Here is a 22,798-nt window from a genome sequence, read left to right as displayed (position 1 = left end):
TTCAGGTCAAAAAAAGTGTCGCTGACTGATGTCGAAAATCAGTTGGAGGAGTGACACCAAAAAACAGGATGAAAACCATGTCCGATCGTATCGATAGAGACGTGATTAATGCGCTAATCGCAGGCCATTTTGCGGATCCTTTTTCCGTACTCGGTATGCACCAGACCTCAGCCGGACTCGAAGTCCGCGCGCTTTTACCTGACGCCACTGAAGTGTGGGTGATCGAACCTAAAACCGGGCGCAAAGTCGGCAAACTGGACTGCCTCGACTCACGCGGTTTTTTCAGCGGTGTATTACCTCGCCGTAAAAATCCTTTTCGTTACCAGCTCGCTGTTGTCTGGCACGGCCAGCAAAATCTGATTGATGATCCCTACCGTTTTGGTCCTCTTATTCAGGATATGGATGCCTGGCTGCTGTCGGAAGGCACCCATTTGCGTCCGTATGAAACGCTGGGGGCGCATGCGGACACCATGGATGGCGTCACGGGGACGCGTTTCTCCGTCTGGGCGCCGAATGCGCGCCGCGTTTCCGTAGTCGGACAATTTAACTTCTGGGATGGTCGCCGTCACCCGATGCGTCTGCGCAAAGAAAGCGGCATCTGGGAACTGTTTATCCCCGGCGCACAGCATGGTCAGCTCTACAAATATGAGATGATCGACGCCAACGGTAATCTGCGGGTGAAAGCCGACCCTTACGCCTTTGAAGCACAGATGCGTCCGGAAACGGCCTCGCTCATTTGCGGTCTGCCCGAAAAAGTGGAACAGACCGAGGCGCGCAAAAAAGCGAACCAGTTTGACGCGCCAATCTCCATCTATGAAGTCCATCTGGGTTCATGGCGTCGCCATACCGACAACAACTTCTGGCTGAGCTATCGCGAGCTGGCTGACCAGCTCATCCCGTACGTGAAATGGATGGGCTTTACCCATCTCGAACTGCTGCCGGTGAATGAGCATCCGTTTGACGGCAGTTGGGGTTATCAGCCAACGGGACTTTATGCGCCAACGCGTCGTTTTGGCACGCGCGATGATTTCCGTTATTTCGTGAACGCCGCGCATCAGGCGGGCTTGAACGTCATCCTTGACTGGGTGCCGGGCCACTTTCCGTCGGATGATTTTGCTCTCGCGGAGTTCGATGGCACCAAACTGTACGAGCATAGCGACCCGCGCGAAGGGTATCACCAGGACTGGAACACGCTGATCTACAACTACGGTCGTCGTGAAGTCAGTAACTATCTGGTAGGCAACGCCCTGTACTGGATTGAACGCTTTGGTATTGACGCCCTGCGCGTGGATGCCGTGGCGTCGATGATTTATCGCGATTACAGTCGCAAAGAGGGCGAGTGGATCCCGAATGAATTCGGCGGCCGCGAAAACCTGGAAGCGATTGAGTTTTTACGCAATACCAACCGCATTCTTGGTGAGCAGGTGCCGGGGGCGGTGAGCATGGCGGAAGAGTCGACGGATTTCGCGGGCGTCTCCCGACCGCAGGATATGGGCGGTCTGGGTTTCTGGTACAAGTGGAACCTTGGCTGGATGCACGACACCCTTGATTACATGAAGCTGGATCCGGTTTATCGTCAATATCATCACGATAAGCTGACCTTCGGCATGCTCTACAACTATACCGAAAACTTCGTTCTGCCGTTGTCGCATGACGAAGTGGTCCACGGTAAGAAATCGATTCTCGACCGCATGCCGGGCGACGCGTGGCAGAAATTTGCCAACCTGCGCGCTTACTATGGCTGGATGTGGGCCTTCCCGGGTAAAAAACTGCTGTTTATGGGCAACGAATTCGCTCAGGGGCGCGAGTGGAACCATGACGCCAGCCTTGACTGGCATTTGCTGGAAGGCGGCGACAACTGGCACCACGGTGTGCAGCGTCTGGTGCGCGACCTCAACCTGACCTATCGTCACCACAAAGCGTTACATGAGCTCGACTTTGACCCTTACGGCTTCGAATGGCTGGTTGTCGATGATAAAGAACGTTCAGTACTGATTTTTGTCCGTCGCGATAAGGTCGGGAACGAAATTATCGTCGCCAGCAACTTCACGCCGGTGCCGCGTCACGATTACCGCTTTGGCGTCAATCAGCCGGGTAAATGGCGCGAAATTCTCAATACTGACTCGATGCACTACCACGGCAGCAATGCCGGGAACGGCGGGGCGGTCCATACCGATGAGATTTCCAGCCACGGACGCCCGCAATCCCTGAGTCTGACGCTGCCGCCGCTGTCGACAATCTGGCTGGTTCGGGAGGCGGAATGACGCAACTGGTTGCCGGTAACGCCACACCGCATGGCGCAACGTATGACGGACATGGCGTGAATTTCACGCTCTTTTCCGCCCATGCCGAGCGCGTTGAGCTGTGTGTGTTTGACGCGTCGGGCAATGAGCAGCGCTACGACCTGCCAGCGCGCACCGGAGATGTCTGGCACGGCTATCTGGCCGACGCCCGTCCCGGTCTGCGTTATGGCTACCGCGTGCATGGGCCGTGGCAGCCAGCGCAGGGTCACTGGTTTAATCCGGCTAAGCTGCTGATTGATCCCTGCGCGCGTCGCGTAGAGGGCGACCTGAAAGATGACCCGCTGATGCATGCGGGTTATGACCAGCCGGATCATCGCGATAACGTCGCCATTGCGCCGAAGTGCGTGGTGACCGTCGATCGCTATGACTGGGAAGACGATGCCCCGCCGCGCACGCCGTGGGGCAATACCGTCATCTATGAGGCACATGTCAAAGGTTTAACCTACCTGCATCCGCAAATCCCGGCAGAGATTCGCGGCACGTACCACGCGCTTGGTCATCCGGTGATGATCGATTATCTGAAGCATTTGGGGATTACCGCGCTGGAATTGTTGCCCGTGGCGCATTTCGCCAGTGAACCGCGTTTACAACGGCTGGGGTTGTCGAACTATTGGGGCTACAACCCCGTCGCGCTGTTTGCACTGCATCCAGCCTATGCCTGCTCGCCAGAGACGGCACTGGATGAATTTCGCGATGCTGTTAAGGCGCTGCACAAAGCCGGCATTGAGGTCATTCTCGACATTGTACTCAACCACAGCGCTGAGCTGGATCGGGACGGGCCGCTCATCTCCCTGCGCGGAATCGACAACCGTAGCTATTATTGGATCAGAGAGGATGGTGATTATCACAACTGGACCGGTTGCGGTAACACGCTCAATCTCAGCCATCCTTGCGTGGTGGAGTATGCCCTTGAATGCCTGCGTTACTGGGTTGAAACCTGCCATGTCGATGGTTTTCGTTTTGATCTGGCATCGGTGATGGGGCGTACGCCGGCGTTTAGCCAGGATGCACCATTGTTTACCGCCATCAAACAGTGCCCGGTGCTGTCCGGCGTTAAGCTTATCGCTGAACCCTGGGATATCGGGGCCGGTGGGTATCAGGTGGGGAATTTCCCTGCGCCGTTCGCGGAGTGGAACGATCATTTTCGCGATGCGTCACGCCGCTTCTGGCTACAGCGCAATGTGTCGCTCGGCGAGTTTGCCGGGCGTTTTGCGGCCTCCAGCGACGTGTTTAAGCGCGATGGACGCAAACCTTCCGCTTCCGTCAATCTGGTCACCGCGCATGACGGTTTTACGCTCAGAGACTGCGTTTGTTTCAATCAGAAACACAATGAGGCAAACGGAGAGGAAAATCGGGACGGAACCGACAATAACCATAGCAATAATCATGGTAAAGAAGGATTAGGCGGCACTCTGGAGGTCGTCGAACGTCGCCGCGACAGCATTCATGCGTTGCTGACGACGCTTTTACTTTCTCAGGGAACGCCCATGTTGCTGGCCGGTGATGAACACGGACACAGTCAGCATGGCAACAACAACGCCTATTGCCAGGACAATGCGTTGACCTGGCTGGACTGGTCGCAGGCGAGCGGGGGATTAATCGATTTTACCGCCGCATTAATCAAACTGCGCCAGCAAATCCCGGCGCTGGTGGGAGACTACTGGTGGGAAGAGGGAGATGGCAACGTGCGCTGGCTTAATCGCTACGCGCAACCACTGAGTGCGGATGAATGGCAAAACGGGCCAATGCAGATGCAAATCCTGCTGTCGGATCGTTTTCTTATTGCCATCAATGCTGCGCTTGATACTGCTGAAATTGTTTTACCTGAAGGGGAATGGCGCGCTGTTCCCCCGTTTGCCGGAGAGGATAATCCGGTAATTACGGCTGTCTGGCCGGGACCTGCGCACGGACTGTGTGTGTTCCAGAGATGATCAAAAAGGAGTTAGTCATGGTGAGTTTAGAGAAGAATGATCGTTTAATGTTGGCGCGCCAGTTGCCGTTGAAATCGGTTGCCCTGATTCTGGCGGGCGGACGTGGCACTCGTCTGAAAGATTTAACCAACAAACGTGCAAAACCGGCCGTTCACTTTGGTGGTAAGTTTCGCATTATTGATTTTGCGTTATCCAACTGTCTTAACTCCGGGATCCGCCGTATTGGCGTCATCACGCAATATCAATCTCACACTCTGGTACAGCATATTCAGCGTGGTTGGTCGTTCTTCAGCGAGGAGATGAATGAATTTGTCGATTTGCTGCCTGCTCAACAAAGAATGCAGGGCGAAAACTGGTATCGCGGCACGGCGGATGCGGTGACGCAGAACCTGGATATCATCCGTCGCTATAAGGCGGAATATGTGGTGATCCTGGCGGGTGACCATATCTATAAGCAAGATTACTCCCGCATGCTGATCGACCACGTCGAGAAAGGCGCGCGCTGCACCGTGGCCTGTATGCCGGTGCCGATCGAAGAGGCCAGCGCGTTCGGCGTAATGGCGGTCGATGAAAACGATAAGATTATTGAGTTCGTTGAAAAACCGGCGAACCCACCCGCCATGCCAGGCGATGCCACGAAATCGCTCGCCAGCATGGGGATCTACATTTTTGATGCTGATTACCTTTATGAGTTGCTGGAAAAGGATGACAGCGACGAAGGTTCAAGCCATGACTTCGGCAAAGATATTATTCCGACAGTCACCAAAGCTGGCATGGCTTATGCACATCCTTTCCCGTTGTCCTGCGTTCAGTCGGATCCTGAGTCCGAGCCGTACTGGCGTGACGTCGGAACGCTGGAAGCGTACTGGAAAGCAAACCTCGATCTGGCATCCGTGACCCCGGAACTGGATATGTACGATCAGAACTGGCCGATTCGCACCCACATGGAATCGCTACCGCCGGCGAAATTTGTGCAGGACCGCTCGGGAAGCCACGGCATGACGCTGAACTCACTGGTTTCGGGCGGCTGTATTATTTCCGGTTCCGTCGTAGTGCAGTCCGTTCTGTTCCCGCGCGTGCGGGTGAATTCATTCTGTAATATTGATTCGGCAGTGTTGCTACCCGAAGTCTGGGTAGGACGCTCATGCCGCCTGCGTCGCTGCATTATCGATCGTGCCTGCGTTATCCCTGAAGGCATGGTGATTGGCGAAAATGCGGAAGAAGATGCCCGTCGCTTCTACCGTTCCGAGGAAGGCATTGTGCTGGTGACGCGCGAAATGTTGCGCAAACTGCAGGTCAAACAGGAGTGAGAATGCAGGTTTTACATGTATGTTCGGAGATGTTTCCCCTGTTGAAAACAGGTGGTCTGGCAGATGTGATTGGCGCGTTGCCGGCGGCGCAAATCGCGGATGGTGTTGATGCCCGCGTTTTGCTGCCCGCGTTTCCCGACATTCGTCGGGGCATCACGGATGCGCAAGTAGTCAGCCGTCGCGACACATTCGCGGGCAGGATTAGTCTGCTGTTTGGTCATTACAACGGTGTGGGGATTTACCTGATTGATGCCCCGCATCTTTACGATCGTCCGGGGAGTCCGTATCACGATACGAACCTGTTTGCCTACACCGATAACGTACTGCGTTTTGCGCTGCTGGGATGGGTAGGATGTGAAATGGCCTGTGGGCTTGATCCATTCTGGCGCCCGGACGTGGTGCATGCGCACGACTGGCATGCTGGCCTGGCGCCTGCGTATCTGGCCGCGCGCGGACGTCCGGCGAAATCGGTGTTTACCGTGCACAACCTGGCGTATCAGGGCATGTTTTATGCACAGCATATGAATGACATCCAACTGCCATGGTCGTTCTTTAACATGCATGGGCTGGAGTTTAACGGTCAGATTTCATTCCTGAAGGCCGGTCTGTACTACGCCGACCACATCACGGCGGTCAGCCCGACCTATGCGCGGGAGATCACCGAGCCGCAGTTTGCCTACGGTATGGAAGGGTTGCTGCAACAGCGCCATCGTGAAGGGCGGCTTTCTGGCGTTCTGAACGGGGTGGATGAGAAAATCTGGAGTCCAGAGACGGATCTCTTGCTGGCGTCGCGCTATACGCGGGATTCGCTGGAAGAGAAGGCGGAAAACAAACGCCAGTTGCAGATAGCAATGGGACTCAAGGTCAATGACAAGGTTCCGCTGTTTGCCGTCGTCAGTCGCCTGACCAGCCAGAAGGGGCTGGACCTGGTGCTGGAGGCGTTGCCGGGCCTGCTGGAGCAGGGCGGACAACTCGCACTGCTGGGGGCGGGCGATCCGGTGTTGCAGGAAGGTTTCCTTGCCGCCGCTGCCGAATATCCCGGTCAGGTCGGTGTGCAGATTGGCTATCACGAAGCGTTTTCGCACCGCATCATGGGCGGCGCGGACGTCATTCTGGTACCGAGCCGCTTTGAACCGTGCGGCTTAACGCAACTCTACGGGCTGAAGTACGGTACGTTGCCGCTGGTACGGCGTACCGGTGGACTGGCAGATACGGTGTCCGACAGCTCGCTGGAAAACCTTGCCGATGGCATCGCCAGCGGGTTTGTGTTTGAGGACAGCAACGCCTGGTCCCTGCTACGGGCTATCCGGCGCGCTTTCGTGCTGTGGTCTCGACCTTCGCTCTGGCGGTTTGTGCAACGGCAAGCGATGGCGATGGATTTTAGCTGGCAAGTCGCGGCGAAGTCATACCGCGAGCTTTACTATCGCTTGAAATAGATATTCAGGAATCATCATTATGAATGCTCCATTTACCTATGCATCGCCGACGCTGAGCGTAGAAGCGCTTAAGCACTCTATCGCTTACAAGCTGATGTTCACGATTGGTAAAGACCCGGTTATTGCCAATAAGCATGAATGGCTGAACGCGACGCTGTTTGCGGTGCGCGATCGTCTTGTGGAGCGCTGGCTGCGTTCTAACCGAGCCCAACTGTCCCAGGAAACCCGCCAGGTTTATTACCTGTCGATGGAGTTCCTGATTGGACGTACCCTTTCCAATACGCTGTTATCGTTGGGGATTTATGACGATGTCCAGGGCGCGCTGGAAGCGATGGGATTAGATCTTGAAGAACTCATCGATGAAGAAAACGACCCGGGTCTCGGTAACGGCGGTCTCGGGCGGCTGGCTGCCTGTTTCCTGGATTCGCTGGCAACCTTAGGGCTGCCGGGGCGTGGCTATGGTATCCGCTACGACTACGGGATGTTCAAGCAGAACATCGTCGATGGGCGACAGAAAGAGTCTCCTGATTACTGGCTGGAATATGGTAACCCGTGGGAATTCAAACGCCATAACACGCGGTACAAAGTTCGCTTTGGCGGACGTATTCAGCAGGAAGGCAAGAAAACACGCTGGCTTGAAACCGAAGAGATCCTCGCGGTCGCCTACGACCAGATTATCCCCGGTTATGACACTGACGCCACCAACACGCTGCGTCTGTGGAATGCGCAGGCCAGTAGCGAAATTAACCTCGGTAAATTCAACCAGGGCGATTACTTCGCCGCTGTGGAAGATAAAAACCACTCCGAGAACGTGTCGCGCGTGCTGTATCCGGATGACTCCACCTATTCCGGACGCGAACTGCGTCTGCGTCAGGAGTATTTCCTGGTTTCGGCAACGGTGCAGGATATCCTGAGCCGTCACTATCAGTTGCACAAAACCTACGACAACCTCGCGGATAAGATTGCCATTCACCTGAATGACACGCACCCGGTGCTGTCGATCCCGGAGCTGATGCGTCTGCTGATTGATGAACATCAGTTCACCTGGGACGACGCGTTTGAAGTGTGTTGCCAGGTTTTTTCCTACACCAACCACACGCTGATGAGCGAAGCACTGGAAACCTGGCCGGTGGATATGCTGGGCAAAATCCTGCCGCGCCATCTGCAGATCATCTTTGAAATTAACGACTACTTCCTGAAAACGTTGCAGGAGCAGTATCCGAACGATACCGGTCTGCTGGGACGCGCGTCGATCATTGACGAGTCCAACGGTCGCCGCGTACGTATGGCGTGGCTGGCGGTGGTGGTGAGTCATAAGGTGAATGGCGTTTCCGAATTGCACTCTAACCTGATGGTGCAGTCGCTGTTCGCGGATTTTGCGACCATTTTCCCGACCCGTTTTTGCAACGTGACGAATGGTGTGACGCCGCGCCGCTGGTTGGCGTTGGCAAACCCGTCGCTTTCCGGCGTTCTGGACGAGAACATTGGCCGTACATGGCGTACCGATCTGAGCCAACTGCATGAACTTGAACAGCACTGTGATTTCCCGCTGGTCAATCATGCGGTGCGTCAGGCGAAGCTGGAAAACAAAAAGCGGCTGGCAAACTATATCGCGCAGCAACTCAACGTGGTGGTGAATCCGAAATCGCTGTTTGATGTCCAGATCAAGCGCATTCATGAGTACAAGCGTCAGTTAATGAATGTGCTGCACGTGATTACGCGCTACAACCGAATCAAGGCTAATCCTGATGCGCAGTGGGTGCCGCGGGTGAATATTTTTGCCGGTAAGGCCGCATCGGCCTATTACATGGCGAAGCACATCATTCACCTGATTAATGACGTCGCGAAAGTCATCAATAACGATCCGCAGATTGGCGATAAGCTGAAAGTGGTGTTTATCCCCAACTACAGCGTGAGCCTGGCACAGCTGATCATTCCGGCGGCAGATCTGTCTGAGCAGATTTCGCTGGCGGGGACCGAAGCCTCCGGCACCAGCAACATGAAGTTCGCACTCAACGGCGCGTTGACTATTGGTACGCTGGACGGGGCGAACGTGGAGATGCTGGAACACGTTGGCGAAGAGAACATCTTTATCTTTGGTAACACGGCAGAAGAGGTCGAAGAACTGCGCAGGCAGGGCTATAAACCGCGTGAATATTACGATAAAGATGAGGAACTGCATCAGGTGCTGACCCAAATCGGCAGCGGCATGTTCAGCCCGGAAGAGCCTGGGCGTTATCGTGATCTGGTGGATTCGCTGATCAACTTCGGCGATCACTATCAGGTACTGGCGGACTACCGCAGCTATGTCGATTGTCAGGACAAGGTGGACGACCTGTACGGACGTCCGGAAGAGTGGACCGCCAAAGCGATGCTCAATATCGCCAACATGGGCTACTTCTCCTCTGACAGAACCATCCAGGAGTATGCTGACCACATCTGGCATATTGATCCGGTACGGTTGTAAGTCGTCATGTTAAAAAAGGAGCCTTCGGGCTCCTTTTTTGTGCGCGGTGATTGCGCATTGATATGGAATAATAACCGTCTGCTGGTGTATAGTGTCCGAGGAATTAATTATAATTAATTGATAAGTATATGAAAAAAATCACAACATCGATTCCTGCCCTCGACAAAATTATGCGCGTCTTCGCTTATCTGATGGAATGCGATGGCGCGACGTTCACGCAAATTCATCAAAATTCAGGAATCGCAAAAAGCAGTACCTCTTCTTTACTGACGGGCATGGTTGCGCATGGCTTATTGCGTCAGGAAAAAGACAAATATTATCTTGGGTTACGGCTCTACGAATTAGGGAATAAAGCCGCTGAACAGTACGATATTAAAAAAATCGCGCTGCCCGTACTGGAAGAAATTCGTAATGCGACGGGTTTAACCTGTCATCTTGGCGTACTTGAAGGCGACTCTCCTATTTATCTTCTCAAGCTGGAAAGCCCACAGGCAATTGTGATCCGTAGTTGGGAGGGCAAGCGTCTTTCGCTGCACAGTTCTGGTCTGGGGAAAGTGCTGATTGCCTGGCTTAATTCGGAAGAGCTGGATGAGTTGCTGCCGCCCGATCAGGTTCTGACGCGCTATACCGAAACGACGATTACCGATGTGGATATCCTCAAGCAGGAATTAGCCGGGATCCGTCAGCGCGGTTGGGGCTATGATAACGAAGAAGATTCTTTAGGCGTCCGTTGTATCGCGGTGCCCATATTTAATGCCGAAGGGAAGGTGGTGGCGGCCTTGAGTGTGTCAGGCGTCGCGTTCCAGATCCCGGATGATAAACGAGAAACGCTTGCCATGCAGATGATGGATGCCAGTCGTCGCCTGTCGTCGATGTTGCGCTAGTCTTTTCGCTGCTAAATGAAAAGGCGGGCGCTAAGCCCGCTGATGAGAGTTACAACCCGGCGCGCTGTAGAACCTTTTTCAGGCTGGTGATATGTGCCTCATTTGCCGGTTGCACTGGCGGCATGACCTCAACCGAGATATCAATGCCACTGAGTTGAATGGCTTTTTTGATAATCCCGAAGAAAGGCGTATCCAGACTGTAAATAGTTGATAACGCAGACAGTCGACGTTGCAGGCGAAACAAGGTCTCATATTCTTTTTCGCGCCAGGCACGATAAATTCCACAGGTTAACTGCGGAGCAAAGTTAGCAGTTGCAGGGATCCCGCCATTTCCTCCCAGGATCAACGTGTCCATCATATATTCATCGTAACCAGAGAAAATAACAAAATCAGGGCGAATCGGTCGTACGGTATTGATGATTTCGCGAATATGGCTAATGTTATCCACGGTATCTTTAATGCCAATGATATTGGGAATGTCATGTGCCAACCGGGTAATTAAATCAATGCTGAGATCCTGGCCGGTAAGCGCCGGAAAGTTATAGAGAATAACCGGCGTGTTGATACTTTCGGCGACAGTTTTGAAATGGTGATAAATATACTCATCGGTCAGTCGTGCATAATAAGGATTGAGGACCAGTACGGCATCGACTTCCAGACTGTCAGCATGCCGACCGTAATCAATGACGTCTTGCGTGCTGGTACTGCTGATCCCTAACAACACCGGAATTCGATGATTGATATGTTGAACGCAAAACTCAGCGGCTTCCAGACGCTGCTCTTTTGTCATATGGCAGAACTCACCGCCGCTGCCAAGTAATAATACGCCATTAACCTCGTTCGCAATAAGATGGTCAAGTAATGTCGCCATCCCTTTCTTATCTAATTTCCCCTGGGCATTAACAATGGTCGGAACAGGCGGAAAGACACCGTTGAATTTTTCAGTTTGCATAATGATTTTATCCTTAAAAGCAGGTGGGCTGGCGATAATGCCGCCCACCAGGGACGTTATTTAATCCAGGCTCCCGCCATTAATGAGGTTGCGTTGGTCGTAAATTGCTTAAAGACGCCGCGTCGATTTGAATAATCCGGTTTTGTCCAGTTTGTCCGACGGCGTTCAAGACAGTGTTGAATTTCTTCTTCTGTTTTGTACTCACCGTGAATACCCACAATGTTGAGCTTGCGCCCCTGGACGTCCATTTCGATGAGGTCGCCGTCTTCGACAAGCGCAATGGGACCGCCATCGGCGGCTTCCGGTGAAACATGGCCGACGCAAGGGCCGCTGGTTGCGCCGGAGAAACGACCATCGGTAATCAGGGCGACTTTGCCATCAAGACGTTTGTCGTAAACAATCGCGTCTGTGGTCATGAGCATCTCCGGTGCTCCCGAACCTTTAGCCCCTTCATAACGGATAAAAATGACATCACCCGGTTCGATGTGGTTATGAATAATGGCTTGTTGGGCATCCTCTTCCGAATTGAAAACGCGCGCAGGGCCGGTATGGTGGTGCATCTCTGGCGCGCAGGCGGCATATTTAATGACTGCGCCTTCTGGTGCGATATTGCCTTTTAACACGGCAATCGACCCTTTCTTGGTGGCGTTTTCCGGCTTACGAATCACCTCTTCCGGGCTGACCCGATAATTACTCAGATAACCGTGGTTGCGGGTAAAGAAACCGGACTGATGGAGCATTTCCAGGTTTTCCCCCAGCGTCCGGCCAGTCACCGTCAGGACATCCAGATCCAGATAGTCGCGAAGATACCATTGCACCATCGGCACGCCGCCCGCGAACCACATCATTTCAGTCACATACTGACCGCTGGGTTGAATGTTGGTGAGGTAAGGGATCTCATTGTTTATCTGGTCAAACAACTCAGGTTTCAGTTCCCAACCCAGTTCATGGGCTATCGCCGGGAGATGGATCATGGCGTTGGTGCTGCCACCGATGGCGGCATGGACCTTAATGGCGTTTTCAAAGGCGGCAGGCGTGAGGATTTTATGCGTCGTGATATTTTTCTCTGCCAGGTATAACGCCTGATGACCGGCGTTTCGCGCGATGCGGCGAATTTCCGCCAATGTCGAGGGCAGCAATGCGCTTCCCGGTAAGGCAAGACCGAGCGCTTCAGACATGCACTGCATCGTGCTGGCGGTGCCCATAAACTGGCACGCGCCTGCTGTCGGGCAACCGCACTGCTGCATGGCTTCCACCTGCTGGATGCCTATCTCGCCTTTCTTGAGTTTGGCGGTAATACCACCGAGATCGGACGTGCTCATATTCGGTGCCGGACGCATTGAGCCGCCGGGGATATGCAGCATCGGTAGATTCAGGCGCGCAGCGGCGATCAGATGCGCCGGGATCGATTTATCACAACTGGAGATCAAGATACCGGCATCGTATGGTACGACGGAAGCATGAATTTCGACCATGTTCGCGATAGCCTCACGGGAGGCTAAGATATAGTTCATCCCGTCATGACCCTGACCCCAGCCATCACAAATATCGGTCACGTGGTGACGAACGGCACGACCGCCGCTTTCGTGAATGCCTAAGACGGCTTCATCGCCCAGATGATTAAGATGAAAGCTACCGGGATGACTTTCGCCATAGCAGTCATCCACCAGAACCTGCAGTTTATTGACATCTTCTTTGGTGTAATTCATCCCCAGACGCAGGGCGTCCAGTTGTGACCACAGGTCACGGGCGTGTTGGCATTTCTGACTCATTTGGCGATTCCTTCTTGTTTGAGCGACGTCTCAGGCGCCGATGCATGATGAGGGTTGCTACTGCCTGCAGGACGGGCAGTAACCGAAGGTAAACTGAACAGCAGCGCGACGGCGATGAGGAGTGCGGCAACCAGCACCGTCATCCCTGCGGTTTGTGAGAATGTGACGGTTAACAGGCCCACCAGATAAGGACCAATAAAACCGCCAATGTTACCTAATGCGTTGATGGTGCCGCGTACGCCGCCCAGCACGTTGGGAGAGAAGAGTAATGGCGGTAATGTCCAGAACGGTCCCGCATAGGCCTGCAGGAAGAAGCCGCAGATGACCATCATGCCGTACGCCAGCCAGATGTTATCTTTCAACAGCAGGGAGAGTGCGAGACAGGCGGCAAAGCCCAGCAACGGAATTGCCGTATAGAGGCGGCGATTCATGGTTTTGTCGCACCATTTGGCAATGTAGTACTGACCGACGATGCACAAAATGTACGGTGCCGCAGTCAGTAAGCCGACGATAGTCATTCCGCTGCCGGTCAGGTGTTTAATCAGGTTTGGCATCCAGAGGGCGAAGCCGTAGAAACCAACCTGCACGAAGAAATAGATACCGATCAGTTTCCATAAGTTAATGCTGCTCAGAACATTGCGAATGCTGCTTGTCTCACCGGCGATCGTCAGTGCGCGATCGGCCTGCAGTTTCTGTTCGATCCAGGCGCGCTCTTTAGGATCCAGCCATTTGGCCTGATGAGGATGGTCAGAAACCAAAGGCAGCCAGACGAACAGCAGGCCGAGAGAAAGTAAGCCTTCGATGATGAACATTTCTCGCCAGCCATAGGTTTCGATCAGCCAGCCGGAAAGCGGCCCGGTGATGATTGAGGCCACGGCAAGGTTCATCTGGAAATAGGCAATCGCTCTTGCGCGTTCTTCATTAGGGAACCAGTGACCGATCAGCGCCAGAATAGCGGGATAGACCGCACCCTCAGCGACGCCAAGGACAAAGCGGATAATCAGTAATTGGGTTGGAGTCTGGACAAAGCCTGTCAGCAGCGCGAACCCGCCCCATGCGACGATGGTCCAGGCGATTAATTTCTTGGCACTGTATCGTTCCGCAATTTGACCGCCGGGAATTTGCAAAAAGATATAACCAATAAAGAAAATACCGGCGACCAGACCGGCAAACGAGGCGGTCATCCCCAGGTCTTCGTCCATTCCTCCCGCAATCCCAATTGCGATGTTCGTCCTGTCCATGTAAGCCACGATATAAACGAGGATGGTGGCTGGAATGATGTGCAGCCAGCGCCCTCGCGTAGTTGGTTTATCGAGTTCAATGCTCATTAGCGCATCCCTTAATAGTAGAGGTAGTTTGTTCTGTATATAGAACTATTGTTCTGTATGCAGATACTATGAGGGGATAAATTTTGAGCGTCAATTCCATATTCTCAGCAAGGTTATATTTTGTGATTTGCTTCATATCCTGCTGCAACACTCACCGGAAAGTGTTCTGGCACGAAAAAAAAGAGGGTTGAAAACAAAGGGGAATGGCTGACAGGCTGATTCTGGTTACCGATTTTCGCCGGATACAGAACGCACACGCGAACAGGCAACGTATTCCATACGGGGAATGGCGGTGTTTTTTGAGGATTTCAGGGGCGGGGAAGTAAGTGTTTCGTTACCGCAGTGCGCGTTGTGTTGTAGAGGGAAACATAAAAACGCCCGATAGCGTGTCGCTATCGGGCGTGAGGAGATTACGATGCCAGTGAAAGCTGATGTTTCGCGACGTACTCTGCCAGCCACTGGGTCATGCGAGACTGCTGTTCGGCGTTGAGCCACATCCCTTCTTTGGTACGACGCCACAGCGCATCGTCTGCACGGCGAACCCATTCGTGGTCTACCAGATATTTCAGCTCTGCTTCGTAGAACTCATGGCCGAAATCTTCGCCTAAATCCGCGACAGAGGTGGCTTCGCCGAGGATCCACTCTGTGTTGCTTCCGTAGGTGCGTGAGTAATGGCGCGCCAGCGATTCGGTCAGGAACGGATAACGACGGCGCAGTCTCGCCGCGTAGTCTTCGCGATCGCCACCGATTTCACCGCCTGGCAGCACGCAGTCTTTGGTCCATGCCGGGCCAATGCCCTGATAGTACGACGACAGTTTCTCCATCGCGTGCTCGGCGAGCTTACGGTAGGTGGTCAGTTTACCGCCGAAGACAGAAAGCAGCGGCGCTTTGCCATTTTCATCATGAATATCCAGCGTGTAATCGCGGGTGATGGCCTGTGGTGAATCCGACTCGTCGTCGCACAGCGGGCGCACACCGGAATAGGTCCAGACGATATCATCACGACCAAGCTGTTTCTTAAAGTGCGCGTTGTACACTTTCAGCAGGTAATTGATTTCGCTTTCGTCGATTTTCACCGCTTTTGGATCGCCTTTGTACTCGACGTCGGTGGTACCAATGATGGAGAACTCATCCATCCACGGAATAACAAACACAATACGCTTATCTTCGTTTTGCAGAATGTAAGCCTGCTTCTGGGTATGGACGCGCGGCACCACGATGTGGCTGCCTTTGATCAGGCGAATGCCGTATGGCGAAGGCAGGTGCATCCCTTCGTCAAAAAATTCTTTCACCCATGGGCCAGTGGCGTTAACCAGTCCACGCGCCTGCCAGGTGAATTTTTTACCCGTGTCGATATCTTCGGCTTCGACGATCCACAGACCGTTTTCGCGACGCGCCGAGGTTGCCCGGGTGCGGGTTAACACTTCCCCACCTTTACGCACCACCATTTGCGCATTGGCAAGTACCAGGCGCGCATCGTCAACCCAACAGTCAGAATATTCGAAACCGCGCACGATTTCGGGTTTAAGCACCGATTCTGCGCCAAAACGCAAACCGGCAGAACCCGGTAAGCTGGTGCGTTTACCTAAATGATCGTACATAAACAGACCAATACGGATCATCCATGCCGGACGCAGGTGCGGGCGATGCGGCAAACGAAAGCGCATTGGGAAGGCGATATGCGGGGCCATTTTCAGCAGCACTTCGCGTTCAGCCAGTGCTTCGCTCACCAGTCGGAATTCGTAGTGTTCCAGGTAGCGCAAGCCACCGTGAATCAGTTTAGAACTGGCGGAAGAGGTGGCGCACGCAAGATCTTGCGCTTCCAGCATCAGCACGGATAAACCGCGTCCAGCGGCATCTGCCGCGATACCGGCACCGTTGATGCCTCCCCCTATCACAATCAGATCTTTGGTTTCCATGCTGCCCTCGTGCGCTTTCGTTATGGCTCATAAATGTTCGTTATCGAGCATAATAGCAAAGAAACGCTCCATTGGTAACATCGAATAAACAATTTACAGTGATACATATAACATTATGGCGTTTCACTCCCATGGGGACGTACACTAACGGATAAAATGCCGAAAACGTTTCACCTGCACGATAAAGAAGAGAATGTATGGATCAGTTTGAATGTATTAATGTTGAAGAAGCGCACCAGAAGCTGCATCAGGGCGCGGCGGTACTGGTGGATATCCGCGATCCACAAAGTTATGCGATGGGGCATGCTCCCCAGGCATTTCACCTGACGAACGACACGCTGGGCTCGTTTATGCGCGATCACGATTTCGATACGGCGGTTTTGGTCATGTGCTACCACGGCAACAGCAGCAAAGGCGCGGCGCAATATTTGCTTCAGCAAGGCTATGACGCGGTCTACAGCGTAGACGGCGGATTTGACGCCTGGCATCGCCATTTCCCTGCCGAAGTGGCATACGGTTCGTCTTCATAGCCAACAAAGATGCAGCTTGAAATTAGAAGGGTATATATACTGTCCTCTTTTGTATGGATTAAGCGACAGCAACCATGTTGATGATTACCTCTTTTGCTAACCCCCGCGTGGCGCAGGCCTTTGTTGATTACATGGCGACGCAGGGCGTTATCCTGACCATTCAACAACATCATCAAAGCGATGTCTGGCTGGCGGATGAAACGCAGGCCGAACGTGTGCATGCTGAGCTGGCGCGTTTTATGGAGAACCCTGGCGATCCGCGCTATCTCGCGGCCAGCTGGCAGTCCGGTCATACTGGCAGTGGACTGCGTTATCGCCGCTTCCCGTTTATTGCCACACTGCGTGAGCGTGCCGGCCCGGTCACCTGGCTGATTATGGCGGCCTGCATTCTGGTATTTATCGTCATGAATATCGTTGGCGATCAAACCGTAATGGTGTGGCTGGCCTGGCCGTTTGACCCATCATTACAGTTTGACGTCTGGCGCTACTTCACTCACGCCTTCATGCACTTTTCGCTGATGCATATCCTCTTCAACCTGCTGTGGTGGTGGTATCTTGGCGGTGCGGTTGAAAAACGTTTAGGCAGCGGCAAACTGATAGTGATTACGGTCATCAGCGCCCTACTGAGCGGATATGTACAGCATAAGTTTAGCGGCCCGTGGTTCGGCGGGCTTTCCGGCGTCGTTTATGCGCTGATGGGTTACGTCTGGCTGCGTGGCGAGCGCGATCCGCAAAGCGGAATCTACCTGCAGCGCGGGCTGATTATTTTCGCGCTGATTTGGATCGTCGCCGGATGGTTTGATTTGTTTGGGATGTCGATGGCCAATGGCGCACATATCGCCGGGCTGGCAGTTGGGTTGGCAATGGCGTTCGCGGATACGTTAAATGCGCGAAAACGAACATAGTTCCAGGGAATAACAATGAAACAAACACAACGACATGATGCAATCATTGAGCTGGTAAAAAAACAGGGATACGTCAGTACTGAAGAGCTGGTGGAGCATTTCTCCGTTAGCCCACAAACGATTCGCCGGGATCTCAATGACCTGGCCGAACAAAACATGATTCTGCGTCATCACGGTGGCGCGGCGCTACCGTCCAGTTCCGTCAACACACCGTGGCACGATCGTAAAGCCACGCAGACGGCGGAAAAAGAGCGTATTGCGCGTAAAGTTGCCTCGCAGATCCCTAACGGTTCAACGCTGTTTATTGATATCGGGACCACGCCCGAGGCCGTGGCGTACGCGCTACTCGACCACAGCAATTTACGTATTGTGACCAACAACCTCAACGTGGCGAACACGCTGATGGTAAAAGAGGATTTTCGCATAATTCTCGCGGGTGGTGAACTTCGCAGCCGGGACGGCGGTATTATTGGCGAAGCGACGCTCGACTTTATTTCTCAGTTCCGCCTGGATTTCGGCATTCTGGGGATCAGCGGCATCGACAGTGACGGCTCGCTGCTGGAATTCGACTATCACGAGGTGCGTACCAAGCGCGCAATTATTGAGAATTCCCGCCACGTCATACTGGTGACGGATCATTCGAAGTTTGGCCGTAATGCGATGGTGAATATGGGCAGTATCAGTCTGGTGGATGCGGTATATACCGATGCTCTGCCCCCAGCAGGGGTAATGAAGGTGATCACCGATAACCATATTCAACTGGAACTGTGTTAAAGGTACTGCATGTCCCCGGTGTGCCGGGGACATGCAGACGACACGCTTACAGACGTTCAACAATCACGGCGATCCCCTGACCACCGCCGATACACAGCGTTGCCAGCCCGGTGGTTTTATTGCGCTGCTGCAACGCGTGAACCAGCGTTACCAGAATCCGTGCGCCGCTTGCGCCAATTGGATGCCCCAGCGCGATCGCGCCGCCATTGACGTTCACTTTCTCTTCCGGGAAATTGAGTTCGCGAGCAACCGCCAGATACTGTGCGGCAAAGGCTTCGTTGGCTTCGATTAAATCCAGATCGCTGACGGTCATTTTGGCTTTTTCCAGCGCCCTTTTTGTCGCTGGAATTGGCCCAAGTCCCATCATACTGGCATCCACCCCAGCCGAAGCCCAGCTCTTCAGGCGCGCCAACGGCGTAATCCCATGCGCACGCGCAGCGCGTTCTGACATCAGGACCAGCGTCGCCGCCGCATCATTGATGCCGGAGGCATTGCCTGCAGTGACTGTCCCCGTACTTTCAAAGGCCGGACGCAGTTTCGCCAGCGAACTGGCATCGGTCTCCGGACGTGGAAACTCATCGGTATCAAACAGGCAGACCTCTTTTTTACGCTTCAGGGGCACCGGTACGATTTCCTGTCTGAAATAACCGGCGTTAATCGCGGCTATCGCTTTTTGCTGCGATGCCAGCGCTACCTGGTCCTGCTCTTCACGGCTTAAATGATAGCGCCTGGCAATGTTTTCTGCTGTGACCCCCATGTGGTAATCATTGAAGGCGCACCAGAGACCGTCGTGGATCATCACGTCTGTCAGCTCACCGTTGCCCATACGGTATCCCTGGCGCGCACGGGCCAGCAGGTAGGGGGCGGCGCTCATGTTTTCCATCCCGCCGACAATACAGGTCTGATTATCACCACTCAGAATGGACTGCGCGCCTAGCACAACGGTTTCCAGGCCAGAACCGCAGACTTTATTGACCGTGAATGACGGAACGCTCTCCGCCAGGCCTGCGTGATGCGTCACCTGGTGAGCCGGGTTTTGCCCTAATCCGGCCTGCAACACGTTGCCGAGGATCACTTCGTTAATGTTAATATCTGACGGAAGGTCCAGCAGGTTTGCCCGGACACAGGTCGCGCCCAGCATTACCGCCGGGACGTCAGCCAGGCTGCCAGCAAATTTACCGATAGGGGTGCGTTTCGCACTCACAATCACAATCGAGTCGTTCATGCCAGAGTCCCCGCAGGCTGCAATGTTTTCAGGTGTGCACAAAGATGGAAGTTCGCTTCCGTGCGCGCACGAAGTTCATCAAGCGTGATGGTGTCGCTGATTTCATCAAGGATCATTTCGCCGTTCACAAAGCTAAATACGGCGAGTTCGGTGATGACTTTGCTGACCTTGCCGACCGCCGTTAAGGGATAACTGCACTGATGTAACAGCTTCGGTTCGCCATTTTTTGCACAGTGCTCCATCGCAATAATGACTTTTTTCGCTCCTGCCACGAGGTCCATCGCCCCGCCCATACCGGGCACCATTTTGCCCGGAACCATCCAGTTAGCGAGGTTTCCGCGTTCATCGACCTGCAAACCGCCGAGCACGCAGACATCAACATGTCCCCCGCGAATAAGGGCGAAAGAGAAGCAACTGTCGAACATCGCCGCACCAGGGATCATGCCACAAGGCTGACCGCCTGCATTGACGAGGCTGGCATTCACCTCGTCCAGCGGGCCGAGGCCAAGAAAACCATTTTCTGACTGCAACGTGACCTGAATATCCTCGGCCAGGTAGTTCGCGACCTGCGTTGGCAGGCCAATGCCCAGATTGACGACGTCGCCATCGTGTAATTCCTGTGCCACGCGGCGCGCAATACGTTCTTTTGCATTCATCACTGGGCCTCCACGAACAGATAATCCACCAGCGCACCAGGGGTGATGACGTGTACGGGAGGAATGCTTCCCAGCGCGCCGATGTCGCGGGTTTCAGCCACAACCACATCGGCGGCCAGCGCCATTACCGGGTTGAAGTTTCGGGCGGTCAGGTCATAGGTGAGATTGCCTGCCTCATCGGCATGACTGGCGAGAAGAATGGCGAGATCGGCGCGCAGAGGTTGCTCCAGCAGCCATTTCTCACCGTTGACCCGTAGCGTTTGTTTATTTTCTTCCACCACCGTGCCCAGCCCGGTTTGCGTGAGGAATCCCCCCAGTCCGGCGCCGCCAGCGCGGATTTGCTCGGCGAGCGTCCCTTGCGGTACTAACTGAACATCGAGCTCACCGGAAATCATCTTCTTACCGGTTTCCGGGTTGGTACCAATATGAGAGGCGATCACTTTTTTGACCTGGCCATTAGAAATCAGCGGACCAATGCCTTTATCAACAAAAGCGGTGTCATTGCCGATGAGCGTCAACGCTTTTACACCGGAGCGCATAATTTCAGCCACCAGATATTCCGGCGTTCCGACGCCCATAAAGCCGCCAAACATAATGCTCATGCCGTCATGTAATAGTTCGCGGAATTTTTCCGCCGTTATTCTTTTGTTTTGCATAATTGTGTACTTGCTGTTTTGAAGACAAGGATTCCCCGGCGGAGTAATGAAACCCCGCCGAAGATGGAGATCTTCGTGTCCGAAAAGAATTAAATGGGCATATCCAGCAACGCGGAGCTCAGCCCTTTGCCGTGCATATCCAGCGCCAGCGAGCGAGTAACGCCACCTCCCAGCGCTTTATGCATCACGAAATTTAGTGCGCCGAGTTCCGGTAATTCATAGCGAATCACCTCGCCCTGTACAATATCGCCAAACCAGACTTTGACTCTTTCGGCGGTGACATGTTCTGCCAGCGTTGAATAATCTTCCGGACGCCAGGCAATTAATGAAATATTGGAAATATTCCCTTTATCTCCGGTGCGGGAATGCGCTATTTCACGTAATTTCATAATTTATTCTCCAGTACGGTAATATGGTGTTGGACGCATTGACGCGGAATGAGGGTGGAGTCCATGGCCAGTATTTCTTTTACCGATTTCATGACACCGCCACCGCCCGCAGGGCCGTTGGTATAAAGTGTTTCCACTTCGTTGCCGACGGTAACCGCCTGCGCACGAGTGGCGCAGCGGGCAGCAACACGAGCGCGAACTTCATAGGGCTCGCTGTACTGACCGCGCGTTTCACCATGCATCGCATTGACACCAATGAGGTCGTAACGTGCTTCCTGCGCGTTAAAGTGACAAATCGCGAAGCGCTCACGCACGATGTCGAGAGCGAGACGTCCACGATTTACCGCACCTGGGCCGGCGTAGGATATTTCGCCTTCACCGATAAAACCATCCTGATAACCGACAGAAACCTTCAGCGTTTCGGTACGTGGCGCACCCGTCGCGCCGGTAACCCGCACCTCATCCGGGCCGCATTGGCTAAAACGCACATGGCTGAAGTCAGCGACCACGTCAGGAGTGAGATAACGATCCGGCCGGTGGATCTCGTACAGTAGTTGCTCTTTGCAGGTATCTTCAGTGATCAGTCCGCCAGACCCGGCCACTTTGGTTATGGTGGCGCTGCCATCTTCACTGACCTCAGCCAGTGGGAAACCGAGGTGTGCCAGATGAGGAACATCCTTCACCCCCGGATCGGCGTAATATCCGCCGGTGATTTGCCCGGCGCACTCCAGAAGATGACCGATACAGGTCCCCATGCCCAGGTGATGCCAGTCATCAGCGGCCCAGTTGAACTTATGCATCATCGGTGCAAGAAAAAGCGACGGGTCGGCGACCCGTCCGGCAATCACCACATCTGCATCGGACTCAAGTGCTTCCAGTAACCCCGCCGCGCCTAAATATGCGTTTGCGGAAAGTAAGGTTTTTTCAAAGCGAGAGATGGGAACACAGGCTTCGTCCAGCGTCAGGTCCATCGACTGTATGAGCGACAACACGTCATCACCCGTGACCACAGCGACTTTAAGGCCATGTAAACCCAGTTCCTGGGCAATCTTCAACACCGCTTTTCCGGCGGCGAGCGGGTTGGCGGAACCCATGTTAGAGATGATCCGCACACGTTTGGCGTGACAGGTCGGTAACACCGCGCGCATCCGCGCTTCGAGCAGTTCGTTATAGCCTTTGTTCGGATCCTGCTGCTTCTGTTTTTGTCCAATGGCGATGGTGCGCTCTGCCAGACATTCAAACACCAGGTAATCCAGTTCCCCTTTTTCGGCCAGTTCAACCGCAGGCTCAATGCGGTCACCTGCGTAGCCTGCTCCGGAACCAATTCGAATGGTTTTCATTTTATTTCCTTAATTCTTAAC

General features: G+C 53.9%; 18 protein-coding genes. 9 read left to right on the top strand and 9 right to left on the bottom strand.

Features of this window, described 5'->3' with window-relative positions; all coding sequences use genetic code 11:
- Window positions 1–77 precede the first annotated feature (77 nt).
- From glgB to C2U53_RS07855, 6 genes are all read left to right on the top strand, one after another.
- Window positions 78–2,264: a 1,4-alpha-glucan branching enzyme gene (gene glgB / locus C2U53_RS07880; RefSeq protein ID WP_042998457.1), complete on the top strand. Its 2,187-nt coding sequence runs from the start codon at window positions 78–80 to the stop codon at window positions 2,262–2,264.
- Window positions 2,261–4,234: a glycogen debranching protein GlgX gene (gene glgX / locus C2U53_RS07875; RefSeq protein WP_090050260.1), complete on the top strand. Its 1,974-nt coding sequence runs from the start codon at window positions 2,261–2,263 to the stop codon at window positions 4,232–4,234. Before glgB ends, glgX begins: the two co-directional genes overlap by 4 nt.
- 17 nt (window positions 4,235–4,251) lie before the next feature.
- The gene (gene glgC / locus C2U53_RS07870) at window positions 4,252–5,544 is read left to right on the top strand and encodes a glucose-1-phosphate adenylyltransferase (RefSeq protein WP_042998455.1); all 1,293 of its coding nucleotides are present in this window, start codon (window positions 4,252–4,254) and stop codon (window positions 5,542–5,544) included.
- Window positions 5,545–5,546: 2 nt separating this feature from the next.
- Complete coding sequence (gene glgA / locus C2U53_RS07865; protein ID WP_042322968.1) at window positions 5,547–6,980, top strand: glycogen synthase GlgA; 1,434 nt, start codon at window positions 5,547–5,549, stop codon at window positions 6,978–6,980.
- Window positions 6,981–6,999: 19 nt separating this feature from the next.
- Window positions 7,000–9,447, top strand: a complete 2,448-nt coding sequence (gene glgP / locus C2U53_RS07860) for a glycogen phosphorylase (protein WP_104445778.1) — start codon at window positions 7,000–7,002, stop codon at window positions 9,445–9,447.
- A 128-nt stretch (window positions 9,448–9,575) separates the two neighbouring features.
- Window positions 9,576–10,331, top strand: coding sequence for an IclR family transcriptional regulator (locus tag C2U53_RS07855; protein WP_042998453.1), 756 nt, complete (start codon window positions 9,576–9,578; stop codon window positions 10,329–10,331).
- Between the two features lie 49 nt (window positions 10,332–10,380).
- On the opposite strand, the gene C2U53_RS07850 is transcribed toward C2U53_RS07855, so the two are convergent.
- The 4 genes from C2U53_RS07850 to glpD all read right to left on the bottom strand — a co-directional run bounded on the left by C2U53_RS07850 (window position 10,381) and on the right by glpD (window position 16,302).
- Window positions 10,381–11,286, bottom strand: coding sequence for a dihydrodipicolinate synthase family protein (locus tag C2U53_RS07850; protein WP_090050301.1), 906 nt, complete (start codon window positions 11,284–11,286; stop codon window positions 10,381–10,383).
- Window positions 11,287–11,339: 53 nt separating this feature from the next.
- Window positions 11,340–13,055 (bottom strand): dihydroxy-acid dehydratase, encoded by a 1,716-nt coding sequence (ilvD, locus tag C2U53_RS07845; RefSeq protein WP_104445777.1) that lies wholly within the window; start codon window positions 13,053–13,055, stop codon window positions 11,340–11,342.
- Window positions 13,052–14,383, bottom strand: coding sequence for an MFS transporter (locus C2U53_RS07840; RefSeq protein WP_044253536.1), 1,332 nt, complete (start codon window positions 14,381–14,383; stop codon window positions 13,052–13,054). Before C2U53_RS07840 ends, ilvD begins: the two co-directional genes overlap by 4 nt.
- Before the next feature lie 410 nt (window positions 14,384–14,793).
- Entirely contained in the window at window positions 14,794–16,302 is a 1,509-nt protein-coding gene (gene glpD / locus C2U53_RS07835; protein ID WP_104445776.1) for a glycerol-3-phosphate dehydrogenase, read from the bottom strand.
- Between the two features lie 197 nt (window positions 16,303–16,499).
- Here glpD and glpE point away from each other — a divergent pair, with 197 nt between their 5' ends.
- From glpE to C2U53_RS07820, 3 genes are all read left to right on the top strand, one after another.
- Window positions 16,500–16,832 carry a thiosulfate sulfurtransferase GlpE gene (glpE, locus tag C2U53_RS07830; RefSeq protein ID WP_042998449.1) on the top strand — a complete coding sequence of 111 codons (333 nt, stop codon included), beginning with the start codon at window positions 16,500–16,502 and terminating at the stop codon, window positions 16,830–16,832.
- Window positions 16,833–16,906: 74 nt separating this feature from the next.
- A complete protein-coding gene (glpG, locus tag C2U53_RS07825; RefSeq protein ID WP_042998448.1) occupies window positions 16,907–17,737 on the top strand; it encodes a rhomboid family intramembrane serine protease GlpG in 831 nt (276 codons plus the stop codon).
- Window positions 17,738–17,752: 15 nt separating this feature from the next.
- Window positions 17,753–18,511 (top strand): DeoR/GlpR family transcriptional regulator, encoded by a 759-nt coding sequence (locus C2U53_RS07820; protein WP_042998447.1) that lies wholly within the window; start codon window positions 17,753–17,755, stop codon window positions 18,509–18,511.
- A gap of 46 nt (window positions 18,512–18,557) precedes the next feature.
- Here the strand turns inward: C2U53_RS07820 and C2U53_RS07815 are convergent, their stop codons facing one another.
- From C2U53_RS07815 to C2U53_RS07795, 5 genes are all read right to left on the bottom strand, one after another.
- A complete protein-coding gene (locus C2U53_RS07815; protein ID WP_061069312.1) occupies window positions 18,558–19,736 on the bottom strand; it encodes an acetyl-CoA C-acetyltransferase in 1,179 nt (392 codons plus the stop codon).
- Window positions 19,733–20,392 (bottom strand): 3-oxoacid CoA-transferase subunit B, encoded by a 660-nt coding sequence (locus C2U53_RS07810; RefSeq protein ID WP_061069311.1) that lies wholly within the window; start codon window positions 20,390–20,392, stop codon window positions 19,733–19,735. The genes C2U53_RS07815 and C2U53_RS07810 overlap by 4 nt, the downstream gene beginning before the upstream one ends.
- Window positions 20,392–21,048 carry an acetate CoA-transferase subunit alpha gene (atoD, locus tag C2U53_RS07805; RefSeq protein WP_104445775.1) on the bottom strand — a complete coding sequence of 219 codons (657 nt, stop codon included), beginning with the start codon at window positions 21,046–21,048 and terminating at the stop codon, window positions 20,392–20,394. Before atoD ends, C2U53_RS07810 begins: the two co-directional genes overlap by 1 nt.
- Window positions 21,049–21,137: 89 nt before the next feature.
- Window positions 21,138–21,437, bottom strand: coding sequence for a hypothetical protein (locus C2U53_RS07800; protein ID WP_044263840.1), 300 nt, complete (start codon window positions 21,435–21,437; stop codon window positions 21,138–21,140).
- Complete coding sequence (locus tag C2U53_RS07795; RefSeq protein WP_044263838.1) at window positions 21,434–22,777, bottom strand: acyclic terpene utilization AtuA family protein; 1,344 nt, start codon at window positions 22,775–22,777, stop codon at window positions 21,434–21,436. Before C2U53_RS07795 ends, C2U53_RS07800 begins: the two co-directional genes overlap by 4 nt.
- Between the last annotated feature and the right edge of the window lie 21 nt (window positions 22,778–22,798).

Origin of the sequence: Citrobacter sp. CFNIH10 (assembly GCF_002934585.1) — a bacterium.
GTDB lineage: Bacteria > Pseudomonadota > Gammaproteobacteria > Enterobacterales > Enterobacteriaceae > Citrobacter_A > Citrobacter_A amalonaticus.
Note: the sequence above shows the minus strand (reverse complement) of the source record. Positions and strands in the feature narration are given on the sequence as shown.